21 protein-coding genes are annotated in these 25,792 nt (G+C 73.6%); 10 read left to right on the forward strand and 11 right to left on the reverse strand.

The window, feature by feature from the left end; translation table 11 throughout:
- Nucleotides 1–50: 50 nt before the first annotated feature.
- Nucleotides 51–980 carry a DUF2867 domain-containing protein gene (locus tag ACQEVZ_RS52935; protein ID WP_433383264.1) on the forward strand — a complete coding sequence of 310 codons (930 nt, stop codon included), beginning with the start codon at nt 51–53 and terminating at the stop codon, nt 978–980.
- 86 nt (nt 981–1,066) lie between these two features.
- On the opposite strand, the gene ACQEVZ_RS52940 is transcribed toward ACQEVZ_RS52935, so the two are convergent.
- Genes ACQEVZ_RS52940 through ACQEVZ_RS52950 form a run of 3 tightly spaced genes read right to left on the reverse strand, consistent with a single transcriptional unit; the run spans nt 1,067 to nt 4,609 of the window.
- Nucleotides 1,067–1,444, reverse strand: a complete 378-nt coding sequence (locus ACQEVZ_RS52940) for a VOC family protein (protein ID WP_433383266.1) — start codon at nt 1,442–1,444, stop codon at nt 1,067–1,069.
- 19 nt (nt 1,445–1,463) lie between these two features.
- The gene (locus tag ACQEVZ_RS52945; protein WP_433383268.1) at nt 1,464–3,866 is read right to left on the reverse strand and encodes an FtsX-like permease family protein; all 2,403 of its coding nucleotides are present in this window, start codon (nt 3,864–3,866) and stop codon (nt 1,464–1,466) included.
- On the reverse strand, nt 3,860–4,609 hold the full coding sequence (locus ACQEVZ_RS52950; RefSeq protein WP_344498387.1) for an ABC transporter ATP-binding protein: 750 nt from the start codon (nt 4,607–4,609) through the stop codon (nt 3,860–3,862). Before ACQEVZ_RS52950 ends, ACQEVZ_RS52945 begins: the two co-directional genes overlap by 7 nt.
- Before the next feature lie 144 nt (nt 4,610–4,753).
- Here ACQEVZ_RS52950 and ACQEVZ_RS52955 point away from each other — a divergent pair, with 144 nt between their 5' ends.
- Complete coding sequence (locus ACQEVZ_RS52955) at nt 4,754–6,067, forward strand: condensation domain-containing protein (protein WP_433383270.1); 1,314 nt, start codon at nt 4,754–4,756, stop codon at nt 6,065–6,067.
- Between the two features lie 100 nt (nt 6,068–6,167).
- Nucleotides 6,168–6,872 (forward strand): laminin G domain-containing protein, encoded by a 705-nt coding sequence (locus tag ACQEVZ_RS52960; RefSeq protein WP_433383272.1) that lies wholly within the window; start codon nt 6,168–6,170, stop codon nt 6,870–6,872.
- A gap of 28 nt (nt 6,873–6,900) precedes the next feature.
- On the opposite strand, the gene ACQEVZ_RS52965 is transcribed toward ACQEVZ_RS52960, so the two are convergent.
- Nucleotides 6,901–7,701 (reverse strand): ROK family protein, encoded by an 801-nt coding sequence (locus ACQEVZ_RS52965; RefSeq protein ID WP_433383274.1) that lies wholly within the window; start codon nt 7,699–7,701, stop codon nt 6,901–6,903.
- Between the two features lie 17 nt (nt 7,702–7,718).
- The gene (locus tag ACQEVZ_RS52970; protein ID WP_433383276.1) at nt 7,719–8,150 is read right to left on the reverse strand and encodes a hypothetical protein; all 432 of its coding nucleotides are present in this window, start codon (nt 8,148–8,150) and stop codon (nt 7,719–7,721) included.
- Between the two features lie 52 nt (nt 8,151–8,202).
- Here ACQEVZ_RS52970 and ACQEVZ_RS52975 point away from each other — a divergent pair, with 52 nt between their 5' ends.
- From ACQEVZ_RS52975 to ACQEVZ_RS52985, 3 genes are read left to right on the forward strand one after another with little or no spacing between them, the layout of a single operon-like run.
- A complete protein-coding gene (locus ACQEVZ_RS52975) occupies nt 8,203–8,706 on the forward strand; it encodes a GNAT family N-acetyltransferase (RefSeq protein ID WP_433383278.1) in 504 nt (167 codons plus the stop codon).
- The gene (locus tag ACQEVZ_RS52980) at nt 8,703–9,167 is read left to right on the forward strand and encodes a hypothetical protein (RefSeq protein WP_433383280.1); all 465 of its coding nucleotides are present in this window, start codon (nt 8,703–8,705) and stop codon (nt 9,165–9,167) included. Before ACQEVZ_RS52975 ends, ACQEVZ_RS52980 begins: the two co-directional genes overlap by 4 nt.
- 9 nt (nt 9,168–9,176) lie before the next feature.
- Complete coding sequence (locus tag ACQEVZ_RS52985; RefSeq protein ID WP_344498373.1) at nt 9,177–9,677, forward strand: hypothetical protein; 501 nt, start codon at nt 9,177–9,179, stop codon at nt 9,675–9,677.
- Here ACQEVZ_RS52985 and ACQEVZ_RS52990 read toward each other — a convergent pair.
- Together ACQEVZ_RS52990 and ACQEVZ_RS52995 are read right to left on the reverse strand one after the other, a co-directional pair.
- A complete protein-coding gene (locus ACQEVZ_RS52990; RefSeq protein WP_433383282.1) occupies nt 9,598–10,254 on the reverse strand; it encodes a hypothetical protein in 657 nt (218 codons plus the stop codon). The genes ACQEVZ_RS52985 and ACQEVZ_RS52990 overlap by 80 nt on opposite strands.
- Nucleotides 10,251–12,014, reverse strand: a complete 1,764-nt coding sequence (locus tag ACQEVZ_RS52995) for a carbamoyltransferase family protein (RefSeq protein ID WP_433383284.1) — start codon at nt 12,012–12,014, stop codon at nt 10,251–10,253. The genes ACQEVZ_RS52990 and ACQEVZ_RS52995 overlap by 4 nt, the downstream gene beginning before the upstream one ends.
- Before the next feature lie 166 nt (nt 12,015–12,180).
- Between ACQEVZ_RS52995 and ACQEVZ_RS53000 the strand changes: the two genes are divergently transcribed.
- On the forward strand, nt 12,181–13,197 hold the full coding sequence (locus ACQEVZ_RS53000; RefSeq protein ID WP_433383286.1) for a hypothetical protein: 1,017 nt from the start codon (nt 12,181–12,183) through the stop codon (nt 13,195–13,197).
- Nucleotides 13,198–13,334: 137 nt separating this feature from the next.
- On the opposite strand, the gene ACQEVZ_RS53005 is transcribed toward ACQEVZ_RS53000, so the two are convergent.
- On the reverse strand, nt 13,335–13,670 hold the full coding sequence (locus ACQEVZ_RS53005) for a PadR family transcriptional regulator (protein ID WP_433383288.1): 336 nt from the start codon (nt 13,668–13,670) through the stop codon (nt 13,335–13,337).
- Between the two features lie 129 nt (nt 13,671–13,799).
- On the opposite strand from ACQEVZ_RS53005, the gene ACQEVZ_RS53010 reads away from it, so the two are divergent.
- Nucleotides 13,800–16,172: a putative bifunctional diguanylate cyclase/phosphodiesterase gene (locus tag ACQEVZ_RS53010; RefSeq protein WP_433383290.1), complete on the forward strand. Its 2,373-nt coding sequence runs from the start codon at nt 13,800–13,802 to the stop codon at nt 16,170–16,172.
- On the opposite strand, the gene ACQEVZ_RS53015 is transcribed toward ACQEVZ_RS53010, so the two are convergent.
- Nucleotides 16,165–17,211 carry a hypothetical protein gene (locus tag ACQEVZ_RS53015; protein ID WP_433383292.1) on the reverse strand — a complete coding sequence of 349 codons (1,047 nt, stop codon included), beginning with the start codon at nt 17,209–17,211 and terminating at the stop codon, nt 16,165–16,167. The two genes, ACQEVZ_RS53010 and ACQEVZ_RS53015, sit on opposite strands and share 8 nt — an antisense overlap.
- Before the next feature lie 199 nt (nt 17,212–17,410).
- Here ACQEVZ_RS53015 and ACQEVZ_RS53020 point away from each other — a divergent pair, with 199 nt between their 5' ends.
- Nucleotides 17,411–19,240 carry a tetratricopeptide repeat protein gene (locus ACQEVZ_RS53020; RefSeq protein ID WP_433383294.1) on the forward strand — a complete coding sequence of 610 codons (1,830 nt, stop codon included), beginning with the start codon at nt 17,411–17,413 and terminating at the stop codon, nt 19,238–19,240.
- Here ACQEVZ_RS53020 and ACQEVZ_RS53025 read toward each other — a convergent pair.
- Both ACQEVZ_RS53025 and ACQEVZ_RS53030 read right to left on the reverse strand, forming a co-directional pair.
- Complete coding sequence (locus tag ACQEVZ_RS53025; RefSeq protein ID WP_433383296.1) at nt 19,234–23,235, reverse strand: molybdopterin-dependent oxidoreductase; 4,002 nt, start codon at nt 23,233–23,235, stop codon at nt 19,234–19,236. The two genes, ACQEVZ_RS53020 and ACQEVZ_RS53025, sit on opposite strands and share 7 nt — an antisense overlap.
- A gap of 135 nt (nt 23,236–23,370) precedes the next feature.
- Nucleotides 23,371–24,771: an MFS transporter gene (locus tag ACQEVZ_RS53030; RefSeq protein ID WP_433383298.1), complete on the reverse strand. Its 1,401-nt coding sequence runs from the start codon at nt 24,769–24,771 to the stop codon at nt 23,371–23,373.
- Nucleotides 24,772–24,797: 26 nt separating this feature from the next.
- On the opposite strand from ACQEVZ_RS53030, the gene ACQEVZ_RS53035 reads away from it, so the two are divergent.
- Nucleotides 24,798–25,781: a winged helix-turn-helix transcriptional regulator gene (locus ACQEVZ_RS53035; RefSeq protein ID WP_433383300.1), complete on the forward strand. Its 984-nt coding sequence runs from the start codon at nt 24,798–24,800 to the stop codon at nt 25,779–25,781.
- Nucleotides 25,782–25,792: the final 11 nt, after the last annotated feature.

Below are 25,792 nucleotides of genomic sequence, written 5' to 3' on the forward strand. Positions count from 1 at the left end.
TACGGTTCTTCCATACGGCACCGTACGGAACGAGGGACGGGCAGGTAGCCATGGAGAACGTTCAACGCCGCACGATCGACGCGCCGCCGGAGCTGATGGGCGCGCTGCTGGACCGGGTCGCCGGGCCCGACAACGCGTTGTGGCCGGTCAAGGCTTGGCCGCCGATGCGGTTCGACCGGCCGCTCGGCCCCGGCGCGTCCGGCGGGCACGGCATGATCCGGTACGACGTCGTCGAGCACGTCCCCGGCCGGCTGCTGCGGTGCCGGTTCGACCCGGCGATCGGCGTCGTCGGCGAGCACGAGCTGCGGATCGAGCCCGACGGCGACGGCACCGCGGTCGTGCACGTCATCAGGGGCCGGCTCACCGGCGCGATGCGGGTGCTGTGGCCCGTCGCCGTCCGGTGGCTGCACGAGGCGCTGATGCAGGACCTGCTCGACAACGCCGAGCGCGCCGGCACCGGCACGGTGCGCCGCCCGGCCCGCTGGTCACCGTGGGTGCGCCTGCTGCGCCGCGCCTTCAGGGGGCCGCGGCGGGTGCCGCTCCCCCGCGGCGCGCGGCTCGCGGCCGGGACGCTGGACCGGGTCGACCTGATGGACGCGTGGCAGGGCACCCGGCCGCCGGGCGCGAGCGCCGACCCGGCCGCCTGGCGGGCCGCGATGTTCGGCCGCCCGCCGCGCTGGGTCGGCGCGCTGATGCGGCTGCGCAACCACATCCCGGGCCTGGAGCCCCTCGACGCCAGGAAGGTGTTCGCGCCGCTGGACGCCCGCGCCGACGAGGTCCTGTTCGGCGCCGACACCCGCCACTTCGACCTGCGGATCTCGCTGTTCGTCGACGCGGAGTCGGTGGTCTGCTCGACCCTCGCCCGCCCCCGTACCCGCCGCGGCCGCGCCTACCTGGCCGTGGTCGGCCACGTCCACCCGTTCGTGGTCAGGACGATGCTCGGCCGCGCCCTCCGCGCCGCCCCACCGGCGATCGCCTGACCAAACACCGCCCCGTTGACCACCCTGACCAAGACCGCCCCAGCGACCGCCTGACCAGAGGCCGCCCCGGCGACAACCTGAAAGACCTAAGCGGTACCCATGATGGCCAGCAGCGAGCCGTCGGGGTCGGCGAAGAAGGCCATCCACTCCTCCACCCCGTTCTCGTGCCGGTGGATCATCGTGGGCGGCGCCTGGAAGATGACGCCACGGCCGGTCAGCGAGTCGTGGGCGGCGTGGATGTCCGGCACGCGGAAGTAGACGATCGACTGGGCGGCGGGGTCGAACGCGCCGGACTCGGGCCGGCTCAGGAACAGCCGGGTGCCGTCGCAGTCGAAGAACGCCAGGTCGCCGAACGTGTACAGGTGGGGCAGGCCGAGCACCCCGCCGTAGAAGTCGACCGCGCGGCCGATGTCGCTCACGTGCCGGGCGATCTGCCCGATCGGTCCGAGCCCGAACAACGCCATGGACCCGACCATAGACCTGTCACTCCCGGACGGACGAGAGGCGCCCCGGCGGCGTGCGCAGGGCGAGCGCCGCCGGCACCAGGCTCGCGACGAGGGTGATCGCCACGCACACGGCGGCGATCACCCCGATCGGCGTCCACGGCACCACGGTGCGCGGGTCCGCCACGAGACCGGCGAGCCCGGCCCGCAGCCCGGCCAGCATCCCCGCGGTGACGGCGCCGGCGAGCAGGACCCCCGTGGCGCCCACCAGCAGCGCCTCCACCGCGATCATCGCGAGGACCTGCCGCGGCGTGGCGCCGCCGAGACGCAGGACGGCGAGGTCCCGCACCCGGGCCCCGGTGGCCATGACGAGCGTGTTGGCGATCGCGATCGACGTGTACACCAGCGCCATGCCGAGCACGGCGACCAGCGCCAGGTGGTTGAGGCGGCGCTGCGCGGCGTTCAGCGACCGGAAGTACTCGGCGGCGGTGACGACCCGCGCACCGTCCAGGGTGGACCCGGTGAGGTGGACCGCGTCGGCGCCGGTCCGCGGGGCGTGCGCCGCCCGGAGCGCCCACGGCAGCAGGACCGTCTCGTCGAGGTCGAGCGACGGCTCCAGCACCGCCACGACCCGCAGCTGGACGGGTGAGGCGTCGTCCAGCCACAGCGTCGCCGTGCCGCCGGTCCGCCAGCCCGCGGCGCGGGCCAGCCCGGCGCCGGCCACGACGGTGTCGGTGCCCGCGAGGTCGGCGACCGAGCCGGAGCGCACCGGCAGCCGCAGCACGCCGTCGACGCCCGGTCCGGCGTACAGCGCGTCGAACTCCTCCGGATAGTCGTCGGTCGACACGTACACGACGGACTGCGCGGTGGGAACGCCCGCGACAGCGCCGGAAGCGACCGGAATGCCGGCGGACCCCGACGGCAGGGCGATGGAGCCGGCGGTCACGCGGGCGGCCGACGCGCGCTCCGAGGCGTCCCACAGCGTCGCGGTCGCCGCGAAGGTCGCCGCCGCGATGCCCACCGTGACGAGGATCGGCGCGACCGTCGACGCGGTCCGCCGGACCGCGGTGCGGGCGTTGTCGCGGGCCAGCGCCGCCGCGACGCCGGGCACCAGCAGCCCGGCCAGCCACGCCAGCCGCGGCGCGAAGACCGGTGCCAGCAGCGCGATCCCGGTGATGGCCAGCTGCGCGTCGAGCAGGACGAGGGCGATCGCCTCGCCGCCGAGGGACGGGACGACGGCCAGCAGCACGGCCGCGCCGCCGAGGAAGAGCACGCCGAAGACCCATCGGCCGGCGGTCATGACCCGCCGCTCCGCGGCCGCCTCGCGCAGGGCCTCGATCGGGCGGACCTTCCCGGCCCGCCGGGCGGCGACGGCGGCGCCGGCGAGCGCGACGAGCAGGCTCACCCCGAAGGCGGCGAGCAGCGGCCACAGGATGAACCGGGCGGTGAACCCGGGCGGCGCGAACCCGGACCGGGCCAGCCACGCCGCGAACGGCGGCGCGACCAGCAGACCGGCGAGGCAGCCGGCGAGGCCCGCGACGACGCCGACGATGAGGGACTCGCCGAGGACGAGCCGCCGCACCTGGCGCGGCGTGGCCCCGGCGGCGCGCAGCAGCGCGAGCTCCTGGCGACGCTGCACGACCGCGAACGCGAACGTGCCGGCGACCACGAACACGGACACGAAGAGGGCGACGCCGGCGGTGGTGCCGAGCAGCGACGCGGCGGCGGCGAGGAGGTCGCCGCCGGGGTCGGCCTCGGCACCGGCCCGGCGGTCGCCGGTGAGCACGGCCGGGCCCGGCCCGACGACCTCGCGGACCTGCGCCACGGTGACCCCGTCGACGGCGATCGCGTCGACCCGCCCCTCGGCGAGCGCCGCCGCGGCCGGGTCGGTGAGGTAGACGGCGGGCGGGCCGGTGACGATCCCGGCGACCAGCAGCGCCCGCGGCCCCAGCGGCGTCGACACCTCGACCCGGTCGCCCGGGCGGGCGCCCACGGCCTCGGGGAGCGCGACCTCGTCGTCGGCGTGCGGCGGATGGCCGTCGCGCATGGTGTACGGGTGCAGCCCCGCGCTCGACCACGGGTGCGCCTCGAGCGCGACGCCGGCCACGTCGACCGGGACGGCACGGTCCACGACGACGGTGGCGCCGGGCAGCGCGGCGAGCCGCTCGGCGGTGCCGGCCGGCAGTTGCTGCGGGCGGCGGGTCCGGGTGCTGGAGGTGTAGTGCTCCCCGTCGCCCTCGTCGACGGTGACGCTGACGGTCTGGCTGCCGGTGACGACGACGGCCGGCCGCGCGTACCACACCGGCGGACGGCCGTCGGAGACGGTCGAGGCGATCGTCAGGCCCGTCGTGGCGAGCAGGCACGCGCCCAGCGACAGCGCCACGAACACCCCGGCGAACGACGCCCACCGCGCCCGCAGCGTCTGCGTGGCGACACTCAGCACGGCACCGCCTCCAGGGACGTCATGCGCGCGGCGACGGCCTGCGCGGTCGGCCGGTCCAGGGTGCCCGCGACGCGCCCGTCGGCGAGGAACACGACCCGGTCGGCGTAGGACGCCGCGAGTGGGTCGTGGGTGACCATGACGACGGTCTGCCGGGCGCCGCCGTCCGCCGTGGACACCATGGCGCGCAGCAGCCGCAGCACGTCGCGCCCGGTCGCGGAGTCCAGCGCGCCGGTCGGCTCGTCGGCGAACAGGACCGCGGGCCGGGTGACGAGCGCCCGGGCGATCGCGACCCGCTGCTGCTGCCCGCCGGACAGCTCCGCCGGCCGGTGCCTTCCCCGGCCGCCGAGCCCGACGGCGTCGAGGACGGCGCGGACCTCGGCGCGCGCCGGCCGGCGGCCCGCGAGGCGCAGCGGCAGCGCCACGTTCTGCTCCGCGGTCAGCGACGGCAGCAGGTTGAACGCCTGGAACACGAAGCCGATCGTGTCGCGCCGCAGCAGCGTCAGCCCGGTCTCCGACAGCGTCGACAGGTCGGTCCCGGCGACGGTGACGGTGCCGCCGGTCGGCCGGTCCAGCCCGGCGGCGCACTGCAGCAGCGTGCTCTTGCCGGACCCTGACGGGCCCATCACCGCGGTGAACGTCCCGGCCGCGAACCCGAGCGTGACCTCGTGCAGGGCGGTGACCGCCCGGTCCCCGGCGCCGAACCGCCGGTGCACCCTGTCGAGCGTGACGACATCCGTCTCCATGCCGTCGATTCCACCGTGGACGACCCGGCCGGCACACGCCCGTACACCAGCCGAACACCGGTATGGCAGGCACTACTACAAACCGTATGGCAGGCCCGACACCATGATCCGCTACGATCGGCGCCGTCGAGGCGGAGGTATGGCATGACCACGGTTGCCGAGCACATCAACGTGGCGTTCGCCGGGGACGGCGCCGGGGAAGCCGACCTGTCGTGGGGGCAGCAGGACATCTGGCAGGCGATGGTGCGCCAGCGCTCGTGGCTGCCGAACGGCGCCTGGGGCCCGCTGCCCGAGGGCACCACCGTCGACGACGTCGCCGAGCAGCTGCGGTACATGATGAGCCGCTTCCCCACGGCGCGCACGAAGCTGCGGTTCGACGCGGAGGGTCGCCCGAGCCAGGTCGTGGCCGGGTCCGGCGAGATCACGCTCGAGATCGTCGACGCGGGCGACGACGACCCGGCGGCCGTCGCGGAGGCGGAGCGGCTGCGGCTGCAGGACGCCGAGTACGACTTCGCCACGGACTGGCCGGTCAGGATGACCGCGGTGCGGTCCGGCGGGCGGCTGACCCATCTCGTCGTCGTCATGTGCCACCTGGTCGCCGACGGCTTCGGCACCGGGGTGATGCTGGAGGACCTCGCCACCAGGGTCGAGACGCCGATCCCGGAGCTGCAGCCGCTGGAGCAGGCCCGGTGGCAGGCGTCGCCGTCCGGCCAGCGGCAGAGCACCCTCGCGCTGCGGCACTGGGACGGCATCCTGCGCGGCATGGCACCGCGCCGCTTCCCGGACCCGGCCGGGAAGCCCGAGCCGCGGCACTGGCGGGGCGAGCTCACGTCGTGGGCCCTCGCGCCCGCGCTGCGGGTGGTGACCGAGCGGACCGGTGTGCCGCCGGCGCCGGCGCTGCTCGGGGTGTTCGCCGTCGCGCTCGCCCGGGTCACCGGGGTCAACCCGGTGGTGCTGCGCCCGATGGTCAACAACCGGTTCCGCCCCGGGCTGGACCGGGTGGTGTGCATGCTCGCCCAGTACGGCATCTGCCAGCTCGACGTGGCGGGCGCGTCGTTCGCGGAGGTCCTCGACCGGGCCAAGCGCGGCGCCATGACCACGTACAAGCACGCGTACTACCACCCGGTGGAGCTCGACGACCTGGTCCGCCGGGTGGTCGAGGAGCGGGGCGGCGACCTGGAGCTGCCGGCCTACTTCAACGACCGGCGCGCCGCGGGTGAGGGGGCCACCGAGTTCCAGGGCCGCAAGGACGCGGCGTTCGAGTGGACGACCCGGCAGGACGTGCCGTTCGAGCCGCTGATCGTGCACATCGACGACCTGCCCGACGACGCGGTGCGGGCGATCATCTTCATGGACACGCACGTGATCTCCCCGGCGGACGGCGAGGCGCTGCTGCGCGGCATGGAGGCCGTCGCGGTCGAGGCCGCCCTGGACCCCGAGGCGCCGACAGGAGTGTGACGGCGCTGCGGCGATCCCGCCCCTGGTAAGGCCTTTCGAGGTTTACGATCTGGTTTGTCCGGATTGCGGACTTTGAGTTCGGGGGTATTGCATGGTCTCTGTGACGCGGGTTCTGGCGGTGGCGGCAACGGCCGCGGTACTGGGCGTCGGGGTGCCTGCCGCGGCCGGCGCCAGCTCCGGCCACTACCCGGTGGCGACGTGGTCGATGAACGAGGGCCCGGGCGCCCGCACGATGATCGACAGCAGCGGCAACGGACTGCACGGCCAGATCGGCAACGAGGTCATCACCGACGTCGACGTCCGCGGCGCGACCGGCTACCGGTTCACCCGCCTGCAGCCCGACCGGCCGCCCACGCACCCGCGGCACCTGGTGACCGTGCCGGACAGCTCCGCCCTCGACCCCAGCAGCCGCGACTACGCCGTCACGCTCAGGCTGCGCACGACCTACCAGTTCGGCAACATCATCCAGAAGGGCCAGGCCACCACGTCGGGCGGCAACTTCAAGTTCCAGATCCCGAACGGCATCGTGCAGTGCCTGTTCCGCGGCTCCAACGGCACGATCATCGTGCAGGCGTCCCGGCGGATCAACGACGGCTGGTGGCACGTCGTGCGCTGCGAGCGGACCCGCTCCGGCGTCAGCCTGGAGATCGACGGCCGGACCGTGGCCCGCCGCGGCGGCTGGACCGGCTCGATCTCCAACGCCTGGCCGCTGTCCATCGGCGGCAAGACCGACTGCGACCAGCGCGACGTCGGCTGCGACTACTACGCCGGCGACCTCGACTGGGTCGAGATCGAGGCCCGCTGACAGGCTGACCGGGGCGCCGACAGGCCGTTCAGTGCAGGATGCTCGTCGGCGGCGTGCCGGCGAGCACTCTCGCACCCACCAGCGGGGCGTCCTCCGTCGCCGCCTGATGTACGCGCACCGCCTGATACGTGAGCCGGTCCGCGAGCGCCTGCCGCAATGGCGGCCACAGCTCGGCCCGGCGCGCCGCGATCGCCCCGCCGACCGCGACCGCCTCCAGTCCCGCGGTGAGCGCGAAGTTGGCGATGCCTGCGGCCAGGCGCTGCGCGTACACCTGCCAGAAGCGCGGATCGTCGACGTCCTCCAACCCGCGGCCCAGCCGCCGGCGCAGCTGCGCACCGCCGAGCAGCGTCTCCAGGCAGCCGGTCTGCCCGCAGCCGCAGCGCCGGTCGTTGCCCTCGACGAGCTGGTGGCCGGCCTCGGTGGTCAGCGCCACGAAGTGCTCCCCCCGCCCGAGCCGCACGGCCGCGCCGACGCCGGTCGACAGGGTGAGGTAGCCGCACCGGTCCTCCCCGCGCAGCGTGCCGAGCGCGTGCTCGCCGAGCAGGCCGCAGGTCGCGTCGTGGGCGACCCGCACCGGGCAGCCGAGCGCCGCCGCCAGGTCGCGGCCCAGGGGCCGGCCCTCATACGCCCGCAGGTGCAGCGAGACCCGCACGTCGCCGTCCTGGGTGACCCGCCCGCCGAACGACACGCCGACCGCCTCGGGCCGGCCCTGGACCGCGTCCCGCAGCAGGGCGAGCTGCCGGTCGTAGTCCGGCTCGGTCGGAAAGCGCACGACCGTCCCGTCCGCGGCGGCCACTCTGGTACGGGTGCCGCCGACATCGATCGCCACGACCCTCATCGCCCGCGTCACCGCGGCGGCGCCGGCTGGTCCCACGGCGGCGCCGCTTGATCCGGCAGCGGCGCCGGCTGGTCCCACGGTCCGGTCTCCGGGGCCGGCTGGCTCCACGGCGTGGCGGGCGGCGCCGTGGCCAGGAGCGCGGCGATGACCAGCGCCAGGCCGAGCACCTGCAGGACCACGAAGAGCAGGTTGATCCCGGCGATGGCGACCCGCATCTCCATCAAGCGCCCGCCGCGCAGGATCTCCGGCAGCAGCAGCTGGTAGAGCAGGTTCGTCACGGCCCCCGCGAGCAGCACCGCCAGCCCCGCCGACCCCAGCGCCCGGACCCGCGGCAGCAGCCGCCCCCGCCGGTTCCACAGCAGCACCACGCCGACGGTCAGCGTGACGACCGCCGGGAGCGAGAACAGCAGTTGCGGCAGGAGGTACTCCAGCTCGAACATGGGCCCGACCGTAGCAGCGCACCCTCACCGCGCGGGGTACGACAATGGAACGATGATCGACGCGCTGCGGCACCCGACGGAGGACGACCACGCCCGCGTCATGGCGGTCATGGACGAATGGTGGGGCGGCCTGGGCGGCGAGTCCGGCAGCGTGTACCGGGCGACGCTGCTGCCCCGCCTGTACTTCCAGCACTTCACCGACACCAGCTACGTGCTCGACCTGTCCGGCGGCCGGCTCGGCGCGTTCCTCGTCGGGTTCGTGTCGCAGTCCGACCCCGGGGTCGGCTACATCCACTTCGTCGGTGTCTCGCCGGCGCTGCGGCGCACCGGGGTCGGCGGCAGGCTGTACCGCCGCTTCTTCACCGACGTCGCGGCGCGCGGCGTCCGGAGGGTCCACTCGATCACCGGCGTCGCGAACCGCCAGTCCCTCGCCTTCCACACCCGGCTCGGCTTCACCCTCGTGCCGGGCGACACCTCGCTCGACGGCCTGCCCGTGCACACCAACTACGACGGGCCGGGCCGCGACGCCCTCAAGTTCGTGAAGCACCTCCCATGACGACGCGGGTGGTGTTCTTCGACCCCGAGCATGGCATCGGGCTGCGGATCGCGGCCGGCAGCGGGCGCAGCTGGCAGGACCAGCCCGACGGGGACCCGCGGCACGCCCACTGCTCGCTCGACATCCCCCGTGACACGCTGCTGCCGTACATGGGCGAGGACCGACCCTGCTCGGACACCCTGTTCGTGCCGTGGTCCGACCTGGCTGCCTTCGCCGACGACCTGGCGGCGCTGCGACCCGGCGGCACCGCCCGCCTCGGCGACGCCGGCACCGCCCTGACGATCCGGATGCGCCGCGACGGCCACCTTCGCGCCGAGGCCGTGTTCAGCGTCGGCCACCACGTCGCCACCACCGTCCGCTGCCGCACCCTGTGGGACTGGCACCACGGCACCCCCGGCGACCTGCCCGCCCTGGCGGACCGCATCCGCGCCGTGGACCGCGTCCGCGCCGCGGGCCGTTAGGATCGATCGATGTCGGTGCTGCTGGTGGGGGCGAATCCGGGGCTGACCGTGGAGCGCGACGGCGGGACGGTCGCGTTCGTGTCGGTGTGGCGGGTCGACTGGTCGGCGCACGGCGCCGGGCGGGCGATCGTGCTGTGGCACGAGGGCCGCACCACGCTCGTCACGGACCGGCCGGTGCTGGGCCGGTGGCTGGCGGACACGTTCAACCGACACTTCCCCGAGGTCGGTGGGCTGCCGTGGCCCGAGCCGGCGCTCATCGAGGCGCCGGTCGCCGTGGAGCTCGACCTCGCCGCCGGCTGCACGGCCACCGGCGGCGGGATCACGGTCGAGCTGAGCGGGCCGTCCGGGCACCGCCTGATCACCGTCGACGACTTTCAGGGCACCGGGCGGAACCTGTCCACGGTGTTCGCCCGGTGCGGGCACGGCGCCCTCACGGCCGGGGGGACGCCGGTGCCGGGGACGGCATCGGGGTTTCTCGCCGACGCCGAAGTGTGGACCTCGGCAGGGTGAGCACGGCCGCGGCCAGCAGCAGGTGCACCGCGCAGAAGACGATCGCGACCGCCGGGGTGGCCGTGCCGCCGACGAACACCGTGATGTGCGACGCCCAGTCCAGCCGCGCCGGGCGCCCTTCCGGCCAGTCGTTGAGGTAGTAGAACGACAGGTCGTTGAGGCCCGACACGACCACCAGCGCCGACGCGAACCCGAGCCGCAGCACCCGCTCCGTGCTCGCGCCGCCGAGCCGGTAGCCGAACAGGATCGCCAGGACGGTGAACGCGTTGACGAAGATCGCCATCTGGTAGAACGGCGCGAAGTCGCCGCCGTCGGCGAGCGCGACGACCCGCAGCACGTACAGGGTGTCCAGGACGCCCATGTACCCGAGGACGACGGCGGCCAGCAGGATCAGGCCCGGCGCGGCCCGCTGCGGGAAGCCGCCGATCGCGACGACCGCGAACAGCACCGGGCTGATCCGCAGCAGGAACTCCGCCGGGTTGTCGATCGTGCGGTCCGGCGGCAGGACACCCATGATGAGCACGGTCATCGCCGCGCCGGCGACCCCGGCCGCCAGCCACCACCAGCGACGGATCACTTCTGCGTCCAGAACGGCCCGAGCGCCAGCGCGTCCATGTCGGTCTTGAGGTAGCAGCGGACCGCGTCCTGCGGCGTGCACACGATCGGCTCCTCGTTGTCGTTGAACGAGGTGTTCACCACCATCGGCACGCCGGTCAGCGCGTAGAACTCGCTGATCAGCTCGTGGTAGACCGGGTTGTCGACGGGCGAGACGGTCTGCACGCGGGCGGTGCCGTCCTCGTGCGTAATCGCCGGGACGACGGCCCGCTGGTGCTCCAGGACGTCGAAGACGAGCAGCATGACCGGGCTCGGGTAGCCGCTGGCGAAGTACTCCCCCGCGTGCTCGACCAGGCACGACGGCGCGAACGGGCGGAACGGCTCGCGGTGCTTGACCTTCTCGTTGAGCCGGTCCTTCGTGTCGGCGCCGCGCGGGTCGGCGAGGATCGAGCGGTTGCCGAGCGCCCGCGGGCCGACCTCGCCGCGACCCTGGAACCAGCCGATGATCTTCCCGTCCGCGATCGCGGCGGCGGCGGTCTTCGTGATCGGGTCCCGGCGCTCGTACGGCAGGCCGGCCTCCGCGAGCGCCTTCTCCATGTCCGCCTCGGCGTAGGTGGGCCCGAGGAAGATGTACTCGCCCCGCGGGCGGGGCAGGCCCAGCCCGGCGGAGACGACGGTCGCGGCGCCGAGCGCGGAGCCGTCGTCGGCGGCGGCCGGCTGGGCGAAGAACTCCTCGAACCCGGTCTGCAGCAGGATCTTGCCGTTCATGACGCTGTTGAGCGCGACCCCGCCGGCGGTCAGCAGCCGCGGGTTGCCGGTCTTCTCGTGCACCCACTTCGCGACGTGCAGGCCCGCCTCCTCCAGGGTGTTCTGCAGCGCGTACGCGACGTCGGCGTAGTGCTGCGGCACGGCGTCGCGGGTCTTCGGCCGGGGCGGGCCGAACGTGGCCCGGAACTTGTCCGACACCTGGTGCTTGCCGGTCGCGTGGTGGCGGAACCAGCTGAGGTTCAGCGCGTAGCGGCCGTCGCTGTCGAGGCGGACCAGGTCGCGGAACTGCTCCACGAACGTCGGCCGCCCGTACGCGGCGAGGCCCATGACCTTGCCCTCGTCGCGGGTCGGGTGGAAGCCGAGCCAGCCGGTCACGTCGGCGTACATGGCGCCGAGCGAGTGCGGGAACTTCACCCGCCGCAGGTCGTGGATCCTGTCGCCCTCGCCGACGGCGAGCAGCGTGCTGGTGCCGTCGCTGCCGATGCCGTCCCAGGCGATGATCGCGGCGTCGTCCCACGGCGAGATGTGCAGGGCGCTGCCCGCGTGCGCGTGGTGGTGGTCGACCAGGTGCACCTTGAGCTTCGTCGGCCCGTCGTAGCCGGTCGCCGCCCGCAGCAACGCCTCCAGCTGCGACGCGCGGCGCCACAGCACGAGCAGGGTGCCGCCCATGTGGTGGTCGTCGGCGTTGGTGGACGTCTCCCGCCGGGTGGTCGTCTCATGGAAGCCGCGGGCCTTGCCGTAGTCGCCGGCGTCGTTGCGCAGCACGGCCAGGGTGGCCGGGAAGTAACGCAGGAAGTGCTTGCCGGCGTGCCACAGCAGCCGCCGGCCCTGAAAGAAGTACGCGACGTGGTCGACGTCGCCGAGGGTGATGCCCGCGCTGCGCAGGCACCACTGGATCGCCCCGACGGGGAAGCCCCCGTCGTGCTTGATCCTGCTGAACCGCTCCTCCTCACAGAACGCGACGATCCGCCCGTCGTGCAGGAGTGCCGCAGCCGAGTCGTGGTGTTGACTCAAGCCGAGTACATACATTGATCCTCATCTCATCGACCGAAGATCGTCCAGTCCCCCCGCCAACCTGCAAAAGTATTGACGTAAGTGGTTGCCGAAGGGAAGCCTTCCGGTCGGATTGTTGACCGCCTGCAGATCTTGGCGGAACATCATCAGCATCGAAGAACTGGTATTGGATCTTCTCGATCCGACCGGCTCCGCCGCGCCGCCGTGGTGGGGCCCCGCGGTCCGCGACGCCGAGCTGCACTCGGTGCTGGACTGGCCGGTCATGCGGACGCTGGCGTCGACCCGGCGCGGCCCGGTCCTCGTCGGCGCACTCCGCGACGGCGACAAGGTCGCGGGGCTCGTCACGCTGCGCCTGCGCAGGCTCCCGGCCCTCGGCCTCGCCGTCGCCGACGTCGAGAGCATGATCATCGGGGCGTTCTCCGGCATCGCCCTGGCCAGCGGCCTGCCCGGCACGCTGCACCCCAGCGGCGGCCCGGCGCCGTCCCTCTTCGCGGCCGCGGTCAGAACCCTCGAGGCGTCGCTGCGGCAGCGCTACGGCACGCGCCTCCAGGCCGTCATGTACCGCCACATCTACCGCCGCGAGCTGCCCCACCTCCTGCACGGCGTCTCGGTCGTGCGAGCCGGCGCCCCGGCCCTGCTGCTGCGCAACACGTTCCCCGACTACGACTCGTACCTGCGAACCCTGCGCAAGTCGCGGCGCGTCGACCAGCAGCGGCTGGTCCGCAACATCGACGCCGACCCGTCGCTCACGGTCGCCTTCGGCCCGGCCGCCGACGCGGGCCTCGACGCCACCACCCTGCACCGCCTCTGCGCCGACACCGCCCGCCGCAACCACACCCACCGCTGGCCGCCGATGCGGGTCTGGCCACGGTCCCTGTTCGAGACCGTCCTGCAGCAGCCGGACGTCCTCGCCCTGCGCTACACCGGCCCGGACGGCCTGGTCGCGGCGACCCTCACCTTCGACCACCCCGTAGCGCCGATCCTGGGCCCGTGGGGCGCCCTCCCACTCGGCGGCCCCCGGCGCAGCGGCCTCTGGTTCGACCACCTGGCCCGCCTCATCCGCTGGGGCATCGAGCAGCAACGCCCCCTCATCGTCGGCGGCAAGGGCGCCCAGGGCCCGAAGGAGGCCCTCGGCTTCACCCCAGAACCACAGTGGACAGTCCTCCGCCGCCTGACCCCCTGACCCCACAAGCCCTCGCGGCACCCACACCCTCCGCCACCCAGACGCTCCCCGATATCCGGCCCGGCACAAAGACGGCGTTGGTGGCGGGGCGCCGCCGAGGGGCCAGCACAGCAGCAGGCAGCGCCGGTCCGGCGCGGTTACTCCAGGCCCACCTGGAAGCCGCGGCGGCGGAGGCCCGCTGCGGCGGCGTTGGCGTTGCGGCGCAGGCGCTCCACCTCGGTCGCGAGCCGGGCCGCGCCCTCGTCGGTGAGCCGGTAGTAGCGGCGGAGCCGGCCGTCGACGGCCTCCTCGCGCTCCACAGCGACCAACCCCTGCTCCGCCAGCCGGTCCAGCGCGCCATACAGCGTGCCGGCGCCGAGGACCACCGCGCCGCCGGAGAGGGCCGTCACCTGCTGCAGGATCCCGTAGCCGTGCAGCGGCTCGCCGGTGAGCGCGGTCAGCACCAGAAACGTCGGCTCCTGTAAAGGCGGCATGACCAGCAAATTACAACCGTCGTGATATTACGTCAATCGTAACATGCTGAAATCGGGCAGCGGCTCATGGCAGCATTCGGTGGTCGATGATGGCGGTGCACTGGCGACAGCACGGGACGAGGAGACCGGATGGGCGCACTGCGACGGCTGCGGGCCATGTCCGGGCCGATGCGCGCCTCGTGTCTGGTGCTGGCTGCCTGCACGACCTGGTTCCTGGTCAACCTGGTGACGCCGGTGGGGCCGCCGGTCCTGCTGTGGCTGCCCACCCCGGCCGGCGCACTGCTGCTCACGGCCGCGTTCCGGCGCACGGCGAGGACGATGACGCTGCCCGCGCCGACCCGCAGGTTCTGGGGGCACCTGAGCATCGCCGCGCTGTGCGTCGGGGTCGCGCACACCGCCCAGGCGATCGACGTGCTCACCCACCCGGACGTCGGCGGCGCGTACAACGGGCCCGTCCTGCTGGCCTTCGACAGCGCCGCTGTGCTGCTCATCCTGTACGCGCTGTACCGTCTCCCACTGTCCCGGCGCAGCGCCGGCGAGCGGCTGCGGGTGGCGCTGGACGGCGGCACGGTCGTCGCCGGCGCCGCCGTGTTCATCTGGCACTTCCAGGCCAGGGTCGCGCTGCGCACCGACAACCGCAACGAGGTCCTCGGCGCGCTGATCCTCGCCGTGCTCGCCCTGGTCGTGGTGCTCGCGGTGGCGAAGGTGATGCTGTCGGGCTACGAGTTCATCGACAAGTCGGCGCTGCAGTGGCTCGCCTTCTCGATCTTCTACGGCGCCACCAGCTCGATGCTGCAGCCGCTGCTCGCCTCGGGCCACCCGCATTTGATGTCGACGCAGTTCGGCATCCCGGTGGTGTGCTGCCTGGCGTCGTGGGCCGCGGAGCGGGAGCGCGGCGCGCCCCGTAAAGCGGCGGTGGCGGTGACGGCGAAGCGGCGCCCGTTCAGCCTGGTGCCCTACGCGGCCGTCGCCGCCGTCTACGTCCTGCTCGTCCTCGAGACCTGGTTCGGCGACCACGGCGACGAGAAGATGCTGGTGCTCGGCGCGGTCACCCTCACGGCGCTGGTCATGGTGCGGCAGGTGGCCGCGTTCGTCGACAACGGCCGGCTCCTCGCCCGGCTCGACCACACCGCCACCCACGACGCGCTCACCCAGCTGCCCAACCGGGCGCTCTTCGGCCAGCGCCTCCAGCAGGCGCTGCGGGAGTCCGGCCCGGTCAGCGTCGCGCTCATCGACCTCGACGACTTCAAGGAGGTCAACGACACGCTCGGGCACGAGGTCGGCGACCTGCTGCTGGTCGAGGTGGCCCGGCGCCTCGCGGGTCGCGCCGGCGCCGCGGACACGGTCGCCCGGCTCGGCGGCGACGAGTTCGTCGTGGTGCTGCCCGGCGCCGACCCGGCCGCTGCCAGCCTCGCCGTGGAGCGGCTCGCCGACGCGCTGCGGGCGCCCGCCGTCGTCAACGGCCACGAGCTGCCGATCTCCGCCAGCATCGGCATCGCCGACGGCCGCGACGGCGACGACCCGAGCCTGCTGCTGCGCCGTGCCGACATCGCCATGTACGCGGCGAAGCGGCTCACCGGCACCGCCTACCTGCACTACGAATGCGCGATGTCGGAGCTCGGCGGCGAGAAAGGCGTGGCCGGTGCCGGAGACGACCATCCGTCCCAGCTGCGTCAAGCCATCGACAGCGGGCGCTGCTTCCTGATGTACCAGCCGATCGTGTCCCTCGACGACGGCCGGCTCGTCGGCGCCGAGGCCCTGGTCCGCTGGGACCACCCGGTCCACGGCGTCCTGCCGCCCGACGCGTTCATCCCCCTCGCCGAACGCACCGGCCTGATCGTGCCGCTCGGCCGGTTCGTGTTCGCCGACGCGTGCCGGCAGTTCGCGGCGTGGGACGCCCGGCACGGCGCCGCCGCCCCGGCGGTGCTCAACATCAACGTGTCCCCGCGCGAGCTGCGCGAGGCAGACTACGCCGGGTTCGTCGCCGAGACCCTGACGCTGCACGCCGTCGACCCGGCCCGCATCGTCCTGGAGATCACCGAGTCGATGGCCCTGACCCTCGGGCCGGCGACCGCGACCCTCGAGCGGCTCCGCGCGCTGGGCCTGCGGATCTCGCTCGACGACTTCGGCACCGGCAGCTCCACCCTCCGGCTGCTGCACGACTGCCCGGTCGACGAGGTCAAGCTCGACCGCTCCTTCACCCAGGCGCCCGCGTCGCCGTCGGGAGAGGGTCGTCCACCGGTCGCCGCCGCCGTCATCCAGCTCGCCCAGGCGCTGCGGCTGCACGCCGTCGCGGAGGGTGTCGAGACGCCGGAGCAGGCCGAGCAGCTGCGGTCGCTGGGGTACCGCTCGGCCCAGGGCTACCACTTCGCCCGCCCCGTGCCCGCCGCGCAGCTCACCGAGTGGATGACGGATCGCGCACCGCGCCCGACGACCTCACCCGGGTCGGCCGCGACGGCGCCGACGCGCTCCGACGCGGCACCGACCCGCGTCGCTACTTGAGCGTGATCTTCTGCTGGGCGCTGCCCGTCAGCTTCAGCGTGGCCGGTTTGCCGGCGCGGGTCAGCGCGCCCTTGGGCTCGAACCGGAACGTCAGCGTCTGCACCGAGCCCTCCGCGACCTCCATCCGCACCTCGTCGCGGATCGTGTAGCCGTTGGTCGGCACCGTCTCGCCCACGACGTCGGCCTGGGACGCCTCGACGGTCACCGCCTTGCCGTTGGCCGTCAGCTGCAGGCTCTGCCGCATGTCGATGGTGCCGTCCAGCACGCCGATCGAGGTGAGCTTCGCCTCCACCCAAACCCGCAGCCACGTGTGCCCGGCCGGCGCCCACGTGCCCTGCTGGCGGTGGTCGTACGGCTCCAGCGCCGCCGACACCTCGATCTCCACATAGGTCTGGTGCGGCTCGCCGCTGATCTGCCCGACGAGCTTGTAGGACGTCTCGCCGTAGGGCCGCGGCTTCAGATAGGCGGCGACGGCGCCCGGCCCGACGGCGCCCGTGCGCAGGTCGATGCTCTGGTCCTTGTCGGCGTCGGACACGACGAGCGTCACCGGCACCCCGGCGGGCACGAGCGCGACGAGCACACTGTTCGGCGACACGATCCCCTCGACCGGGCGGGCCTTGTCGCCGACCCGCAGCCGCGCCTTCACCACCGCGGACGGCTGCGTCTCCAGGCCCGGCACCGCCGCCAACCGCGCGAACACGAACTCCTTGCCCTGCCCGGCGGCGATCGGTCCGCTCGCGTCACGCGGCACGCCGGTCGCCGACTGCATCTTGCCGAACTGCGTGACGACCGCCGGCTCCAGGTGATCGGCGGTGCCGACCTCGGTGAGCCGCACCGCGTAGTCGGGCCCGCCGATCGCGGCGCCGGCCGGCAGCTGCTTCGCCGACGGCACCGCCAGCCCGCCGCCCGCGACGACGGCCAGCTCCTCGGCGACCGACGCCTGCGACGACGAAGCCGCCGCGGGGACCTTCACCGGCTCCCCGCCGCACCCCGCCAGCAGCGCGCACGCCATCACGACAACCCCGACCCGTCTGCGCATCGGCACACCCTATAGGTGGATGCGACGATGGCATCGTGGACGTCAAGGGCCTGCAAGCCGGCTCACACAACACACAGATCAACCATTACGCGGCCGCCCCGCCGCCGCTCGCCTGGCCGCTGCTCGTGGGCCGCGCCCGCTGCGCGCCGACGCCTTCCAGTCCAGAGGTGCCCTTGTCACCGTCGCGTCGCCGGTACTGGTGGGCGACGGCGGCACGGGGAAGACCCAGCTCGCCGCCGCGCTGTTCGAGCAGGCCCGCGCCGACGGCACCGACCTCGCGGTCTGGGTCACGGCATCCTCGCGCACCGCGACGCTGACCGGCTACGCGGACGCCGCCGGCGCCCTCCGCCTCGCCACCGGCGACGTGGAGCGCGCCGCCGCCGCGTTCCTGACCTGGCTCGCGAACACCGACAGGACCTGGATCGTGGTCCTGGACGACGTCGCCGACCCCGCCGACCTGCGCGGCCTGTGGCCCTCCGGCCCGACCGGCCGCCTCGTGCTGACCACCCGCCGCCGCGACGCGGCCCTGCGCTCCCGCAGCACCGTGATCGACGTCGACGTCTTCACCCCGGCGGAGTCGGCCGCCTACCTGACGGCCAAGCTGGACCGGGACGACCCCGACGCCGCGGCCCTGGCGGCGGACCTCGGCCACCTGCCCCTCGCCTTGGCGCAGGCCGCCGCGCTGATCGTCGACGACGCCCTGACCTGCGCCGAGTACCGCTCCCTGTTCGCCGACCGGACCAGCCGCCTGGCGGACCTGTTCCCGAACGCGACGGGCGACGACTACGACCACGAACTCGCGGCCACCTGGTCCCTGGCCGCCGACCGCGCCGACGCCCTCGCCCCGGTGGGCCTGGCCCGCCCGATGCTGCTCCTGGCGGCCACCCTGGACCCCAACGGCATCCCGGAGGCGGTGCTGACCGCCCCCGCGGCCTGCGCCCACCTCGGCAGCACCCCGGCCGACGCCCGCAAGACCCTCCGCAACCTGCACCGCCTCAGCCTGGTCTCACACAACGCAACCGACCCACTCCGATCGGTGCGGATGCATGCCCTGGCCCAGCGCTCTGCGTTAGAATCGTTGACGTCGGTCGCATTGCTGGACCTGCTGATGGTCTGCGGCGATGCACTGCTGGAGGCATGGCCGGATGCCGCCAAGTCACGTCCATCAGACGATGCGTTCCTCACCAACGGCAACGTCCGGTCGCAACACTGCACGGCCTTGATGCGACACGACCCGGCGGTCGACGGACTGGACGCGGCCGCATTGGCACTGCACCCCCTGACGCTGCGCATCAGCAGCACGCTCGGCCACCTCGGGTATGCGATGTACGCGTGGGAGGGTTGCGTCGCACGGGCATCACTGGCCGCTACGGCACTGGGCGACCTGCACCCCACCACCCTCACGGCGCGCTACGAGGCCGCCTACTGGCAGGGCGAGTCCGGTGACTTCGCCGGGGCCATCGCGGCACAGCAGTCGCTCTTGACCGACCAGGCCCGGTCACTCGGCGCCGAACACCCGGACACGCTGCGGACCATGGGCAACCTCGCCTACTGGCGAGGACACGCCGGAGACCCCGGCCGGGCCGCTCGCGAAACCTCGGAGGTCCTCTCCATTCTGGTGCGGACCCCCGACATCGAAGCATCGACGGTCCTGAGCACGCGGCACAACCTGGCGCACTGGCGGGGGCTTGCCGGGGACCCGCGGGCCGCCGCCGAGGAGAGCGCGCGGCTGCTCGTCGACGCCGAGCGCGTGCTCGGGCCCGATCATCCTGACACGCTCGACACCCGCCGGAACCTCGCGCACTGGCGGGGGCTCGCCGGCGACCCGGGCGCGGCCGTCGAGGGCCTCGATGCGGTCCTCGCCGACTATGTACGCGTGCTCGGCGCGGATCATCCCGACACGATGCAGGTGCGGGAGAACCTCGTACATTGGCGGCCTCAGGATCTCGACGCGCTGCTCGCCGACAGGACCAGGGTCCTCGGGGCCGACCATCCGCACACCGTGCGGACGCGGCGGATGCGTCAGTAGACGTCGCGGACGTAGCGCTTGTCGGCGGCGAGCTGCTTCACATAGGCCTCGGCGGCGTCCGGGGTCAGGTGGCCGTGGGCGACGGCGATCTCGCGCAGGGTCCGGTCGACGTCCTTGGCCATGCGGCTGGCGTCGCCGCAGACGTAGAAGCAGGCGCCGTCCTGGAGCCAGGACCACAGGTGGGCGCCGTGCTCGCGCATGCGGTCCTGCACGTACACCTTGTTGCGCTGGTCGCGGGAGAACGCGAGATCCAGGCGGGTGAGGACGCCGGTGTCGCGCAGGGCGAGCAGCTCGTCGGCGTAGTAGAAGTCGGTGCCGCGGCGCTGCTCGCCGAAGAACAGCCAGTTGGCGCCGCGGGCGCCGCGCGCCTGGCGCTCCTGGAGGAAGCCGAGGAACGGGGCGACGCCGGTGCCGGGGCCGACCATGATCATGGGGGTGGCCGGGTCGGCCGGTGGGCGGAAGTGCGGGGCGCGCTGGACGAAGACCGGCACCGCGCCGTCGGCGGGCAGGTCGGCGAGGAACGTCGACGCGACGCCCTTGCGGATCTGGCCGCGGCTGTTCGCGAAGCGGACCACCGACACCGTGAGGCTGACCCGGGTGGGGTCGAGCAGCGGCGTCGAGGAGATCGAGTACTGCCGCGGCTGGAGCCGCTTCAGCACGCCCGCCCACTCCTGCGCGGTCGCGTCGACGGGCCACTCGGCGATGACGTCGATCGCCTGGCGCCCCCACGTCCACTTCGCCAGCTCGCCCTGGTTGTCGGGGCGCAGCAGGGTCTTCAGGTGCGGGTCGGTGCTGCGCTCGGCGGCGAACCGCAGCAGGTCCGGGCTGATCTTCGCGATCTCCAGGCGGCGGTGCAGCGCCTCGGCGAGCGGCAGCGTGCCGTGCTGGGCGACCTCGACCGGCTCGTCGGCGCGCAGGCCGGTGACCTTCAGCCACTCGTCGACCAGGTCCGGGCAGTTGACGGGCCAGACGCCGAGGGAGTCGCCGGCCTCGTACGGCAGGACGCCTTCCTCGGACTCGAACGTGAACTGCCGCACCTCCTTCGCCGAGCCGGGCAGGCTCAGCAGGCGGTTGCCGGTGAGCCGGGCCGTCACCGGCCGGTTGCGGGTCGGCGCCGGCGGTGGCGCCGCCCGCCGGGCCGGCGTGGCCCGCAGCGCGGCGATGACCTGGTCGAGCCAGGCGCTGGCGGCCGGCTGGTAGTCCGGCTCGCAGTCGACGCGGGCGGTGAGCCTGGTCGCGCCGAGCTCGCTGAGCCGCGCGTCGAGGCGCCGGCCGTGGCCGCAGAAGTCGTCGTAGTTGGAGTCGCCGAACGCGAGCACGGCGTACCGGCGGTCGTCGAGCCGCGGCGTGTCCGGCCCGCCGAGCGACTGCCAGAACGCGGCGCCGTTGTCGGGCGCGTCCCCGTCGCCGAACGTGCTGGTGATGATGAGCAGGTCCGCCGGCCCGGCCAGGGTGTCGACGCCGACGTCGGCCATGCTGCGCACGCTCGCCCGCCAGCCCGCGTCGGCGAGCCGCCGGCCGACGACGCCGGCGAAGTCCTCGGCGTTGCCGGTCTGCGACGCCCACAGCACGTGGACCGCCGGGCCGGCCGCCTCCTCGGGCGCGGCCACCACGACCGGCGCCGCCGCCGGCACCCGCGAGTACCGCCCGGCGAGCAGCCCGTTCACCCACAGGGCCCGCTCGGGCAGGATCGGCGCCGACGCCGGGAGCACGGGCACGGTCGTGTGATCCGGCGGGGCGGCGACGAGCGCGTCCAGGAATCCGGCCAGATACCGCTTCTCATCGTCGGTGAGCTGCGGCTGTACCGGCGGCAGACCCAGCATCTCGCGCAGGCCCGGCTCGTCCGCAGGCAGGTCCGCGACCCTGGCCAGCGACACGGCGCAGACCTTCAGCTCCGGCTGGAACGAGATCGGGTCGACGGCGTCGTTCGTGACGGCGTTGACGCTGAGGTACTCGCCGAACAGGTCGTTCCAGTGGAACGGCGCGAAGCAGCCGCCCGGCATCACCCGGTCCGTCACGACGGCGGGCAGCACCGCCTGGCCGCGGCGGGACGCGACCTCGACCCGGTCGCCGTCGGCGATCCCGAGGCGCGCGGCGTCGGCCGGGTTCAGCTCCACGAACGGGCCGGGGTTGAGCTTGTTGAGCTTGCCGACCCGGCCGGTCTTCGTCAGCGTGTGCCACTGGTGCTGCACGCGGCCCGTGTTGAGCAGGAACGGGTAGTCGTCGTCGGGCAGCTCCGCCGCCGGCAGGTGCGGCCGCGCGAAGAAGACCGCGCGGCGGCTCGGCGTCGCGAACGCCAGTCGCGGCCGCGAGCCGTCGGGCCGCTCGTGCAGGTGCTGGCTGACGCCGTCGTTGAGGTAGCGGATCGGGTTGCGGGCCCCCGCCCCCGGCGGCGCGGGCCACTGCACCGGGCCGTCGCGGAGCTGGTCGTAGCTGACGCCGCGCAGGTCGTACCCGGTGGCCGGGTTCCAGAACGCCCGCAGCTCGGTGAAGATCTCCTCGGCGCTGCCGTAGTCGAAGGCCGCGCCGTGTCCCAGCTCCGTCGCGATGTGGGCGATCAGCTGCCAGTCGGGCAGGGCGTCGCCGGGCGGGGTCACGGCGCGGTGCACGAGCGTCAGGTTCCGCTCGGAATTGATCATGATGCCGTCGGTCTCGCCCCAGATCGTCGCGGGGAGGATCACGTCGGCGTACGCGTTGGTCTCGGTGTCGCCGTACACGTCCTGCGTGATGACCAGCTCGGCGGCCTCGAGGCCCTCGATGACGGTGCGGCGGTTGCCCACGGACGCGACGGGGTTGGTGCAGATGATCCAGCATGCCTTGATCTCGCCGTCGGCCATCCGCTGGAACATGTCGACGGTGCCGGTGCCGACCTCGGTGCGGATGGTGCCGCGCGGCAGCCCCCACTGGTCCTCGGCGAACGCGCGGTCCCGCTCGACGAGCACCGAGCGCTGCCCGGGCAGGCCGGGGCCCATGTACCCCATCTCGCGGCCGCCCATGGCGTTGGGCTGGCCGGTGAGCGACAGCGGCCCACTGCCGGTGCGGCAGATCGCCCCTGTGGCGAGGTGCAGGTTGACCAGGGCGTTCGTGTTCCAGGTGCCGTGCGTCGACTGGTTCAGCCCCATCGTCCAGCAGCTGACCCAGTTCTTCGCCGTACCGATGAGCGCCGCCGCTTTGTGCAAAGACTGTTCGGAAATGCCGGTTATTTCGGACACTACCGAGGGTGGGTAGTCGGCCAGGAAGGCGGGCATGGCGTCCCAGCCCTCCGTGTGCGACTCGATGAATTCCTCGTCGGTGTGGCCGCCCTCGACGAGCAGGTGCAGCAGCCCGTTCAGCAGCGCGAGGTCGGTGCCGGGGTTGACCTGCAGGAACAGGTCGGCCTTGTCGGCGGTGGCGGTGCGCCGCGGGTCGACCACGATGAGCTTCGCGCCGGCCTTCATACGGTCGAGCATCCGCAGGAACAGGATCGGGTGGCAGTCGGCCATGTTCGCGCCGATGACCAGGAACACGTCGGCGTGGTCGAGGTCGTCGTACGAGCCGGGCGGCCCGTCCGAGCCCAGCGACAGCTTGTAGCCGCTGCCGGCGCTCGCCATGCACAGCCGCGAGTTCGACTCGATCTGGTTGGTGCCGATGAAGCCCTTCGCCAGCTTGTTCGCCAGGTACTGCGCCTCGAGGGTCATCTGGCCCGACACGTACAGCGCGACGGCGTCCGGCCCGTGCTCGTCGATGATCGCCCGCAGCCGCCGCGCGGTCTCGGTGATCGTGGCGTCGAGGTCGGCGTCCTGTGGCGCGGCGCCGCGCTCCCGGCGGACCTTCGCCGTGCCGAGCCGCCCGGGCGCCGCGAGCATGTCGGCGCTCGTCGCCCCCTTGGTGCACAACCGCCCGCGGTTGGCCGGGTGCTCCTTGTCGCCCGTTGCCTTCAGCGCGGTCCGCCGGCCGTCCGGCCCGGTCTGGATGTCCAGCACCATCCCGCAGCCGACGCCACAGTACGAACACACCGTCCTGACCTGCGTGCCGAGTGCTACCACAACCACATCCCTCCGCCCGGCCGACACCGTCGCGTCGACCGTGACGCTGCGGGCAGCCTAAGGAGAGCGCGTTACACGCACGTCACGCCGTTCATCGCCACCCCGTTACACGTGCCCCACATCGACACCGCCCGAGCTGTGAACGACCTCGCCGCCGTCGCGCGGCGCGCCTTGGAAGTCGCCGGCGCTCGGCGCGTCCTGGAAGTCGTCGGCGCTCGGCGCGTCCTGGAAGTCGACGGTGCGGGGCACGCCCTGGAAGTCGTCGGCGCGAGGCGCCTTCTGGAAGTCGGTCAGGTCGCGCAGCCGCCGGACGGGCGACAGGACCAGCGCGAGCGGGGCGGCCAGGGTCGCCGCGGCGAACAGCCACAGCGTCGCGCGCCCGCCCAGCGCGCCGGCCAGGGCACCCGCGACGAGACCGCCGACGGGGATCGCGCCCCAGGACACGAACCGGACCGTGGCCATGACCCTCGGCAGCAGGTCCGGCGGGCTGGCGATCTGGCGGTAGGTCCGGGTCGTGACGCTCAGCACGACCACCCCGCCGGCGAACACCACGTTGCCGGCGGCGAACGCCACGAACGCCGGCCAGCCGGCGCCGACCGGCACGAGGGCCGCGCCGGCGACCGCCGCGAACCCGGCCCAGACCAGGGCCCTGGCGGATCCGAGCCGGCCCGTGATCCGCGCCGTCAGCGCCGCGCCGACGAGGGACCCGACGCCCTCCGCGGCGAGCAGCAGGCCGACCAGCCCGGCGGGGGCGTGCAGCTCGCGCACCAGGTACAGCGGGTACACGGCCAGCTGCGCGCCGCAGACGAAGTTGACGGCGGTCGCGGTCCACATGCCGGGGCCCATCACCGGGTGGCGGACCACGAACCACCATCCTTCCCGGATCAGTCCCCAGGCCGGCCCCGTCCCGGCACGGACCCTGCCGCCCCGAACCGGCAGGGTCCGTAGCAGCGCGGCGGAGACGACGAAGCTGGCGGCGTCCACCAGTACCGTGGCGACGGGACCGAACAGTTGGACGCAGAACCCACCGACGGACGGCCCGCCGAGCTGGGTGGCGGCGTGCGTGGCCGACACGAGGCTGTTGCGGGCCTGCAGCCGCTCCCGCTCGACGATCTCCGGCAGGAAGGTCGCGTTGGCCACGTCGAAGATGACGTTGGCGAAGCTCACGACGAGTGCCACCGCGACCAGCTGCGGCACGCTCAGCCACCCCCACCACCAGGCGAGCGGCACCGACCCGACGGCGGCGGCCCGGGCGAGGTCCGCGCCGACCTGCACCCCGCGCAGCGGCAGCCGCTGCACGAACACCCCCGCCGGCAGCCCGATGACCAGCCACGCGAGATAGCTCGCCGCCGCGATCAGCCCCATCTCGAACGGGCCCGCGTCGAGCACCGTCAACGCCGTCAGCGGCAGCGCGACCGCCCCGACCGCCGACCCGACGCTGCTGGTGGTCCCGGCCGCCCACCAGGTCCAGAACAGCGTCTCTTTGCGTGATGTGGTGAGTTCCATAATGGAACGGACTATAGTCGGTAAGCATGGACCGCGCTGCCCTCGCCGACGCCGACTGCGGCATCAGCCAGGCGCTCGGCGTGATGGGCGACGGCTGGACGTTCCTGATCGTGCGGGACATCGCCGGCGGCACGACCCGCTTCGACGCGCTGCAGCGCGCCCTCGGTGTGAGCCGCCGGGCCCTCACCGAGCGCCTCGCCCGGCTCGTCGAGCACGGGGTGCTGCACCGGCGGCAGTATTCGGCGCACCCGCCGCGCTACGACTACCTGCTCACCGCGAAGGGCGAAGGGCTGCTGCCCGTGCTGGTCGCCCTGCAGGACTGGGGCACCCGCCACGTCATGGGCTCAGGCGCCCTGACCGCGACCGCCGCCTCTGCCCCCGGCTCCGCCTCTACCTCCGGCTCCGGCTCCGCTTCCAGCTCCGGCTCCGCTTCCGGCTCCGGCTCCGCTTCCGGCTCCGGCTCCGCTTCCGGCTCCGACTTCGGCTCCGGCGAGGTGCGCAGGGTGCACGCCCTGACCGGCCGCCGCCGCCTGCCCGCCGTCACGCTCACCGCACACGACGGCACCCCGGTCGACCTCGGCACCCCGGTCTCATGGATGCTGCTGTACTGCTTCCCCGGCGCCTTCGCCCCGGACGCCCACGGTTATCCGCCCGGGTGGGGCGACATCCCCGGCGCACCCGGCTGCACCCTGGAGTCGCTGACCTACGCCGACCGTCACCCGGCGTTCCTGGCGAAGGGCGTCGCCGTGCACGGCGTGAGCACCCAGCGCCCCGATCAGCTGGCCGCGTTCGCCGCCCACGCCCGCCTGCCGTTCCCGCTGCTGTCGGACCAGGACCTCATGCTGACCGCCGGCCTGCTCCTGCCGACCTTCCGCGCCGCGGGCGTCGACCGCCTCAAGCGGCTCACCCTGCTCGCCGACCCCGCGGGCGTGATCCGCGAGGTGCAGTTCCCGATCACCGACCCGGCCGCCTCGGTCGACGAGATCCTCGCCCGCGTCCCGGCCCCCTAATGACACTTCCT

The sequence above is a fragment of the Dactylosporangium sp. CA-152071 genome, from assembly GCF_050936335.1.
GTDB classification, from domain to species: domain Bacteria; phylum Actinomycetota; class Actinomycetes; order Mycobacteriales; family Micromonosporaceae; genus Dactylosporangium; species Dactylosporangium maewongense.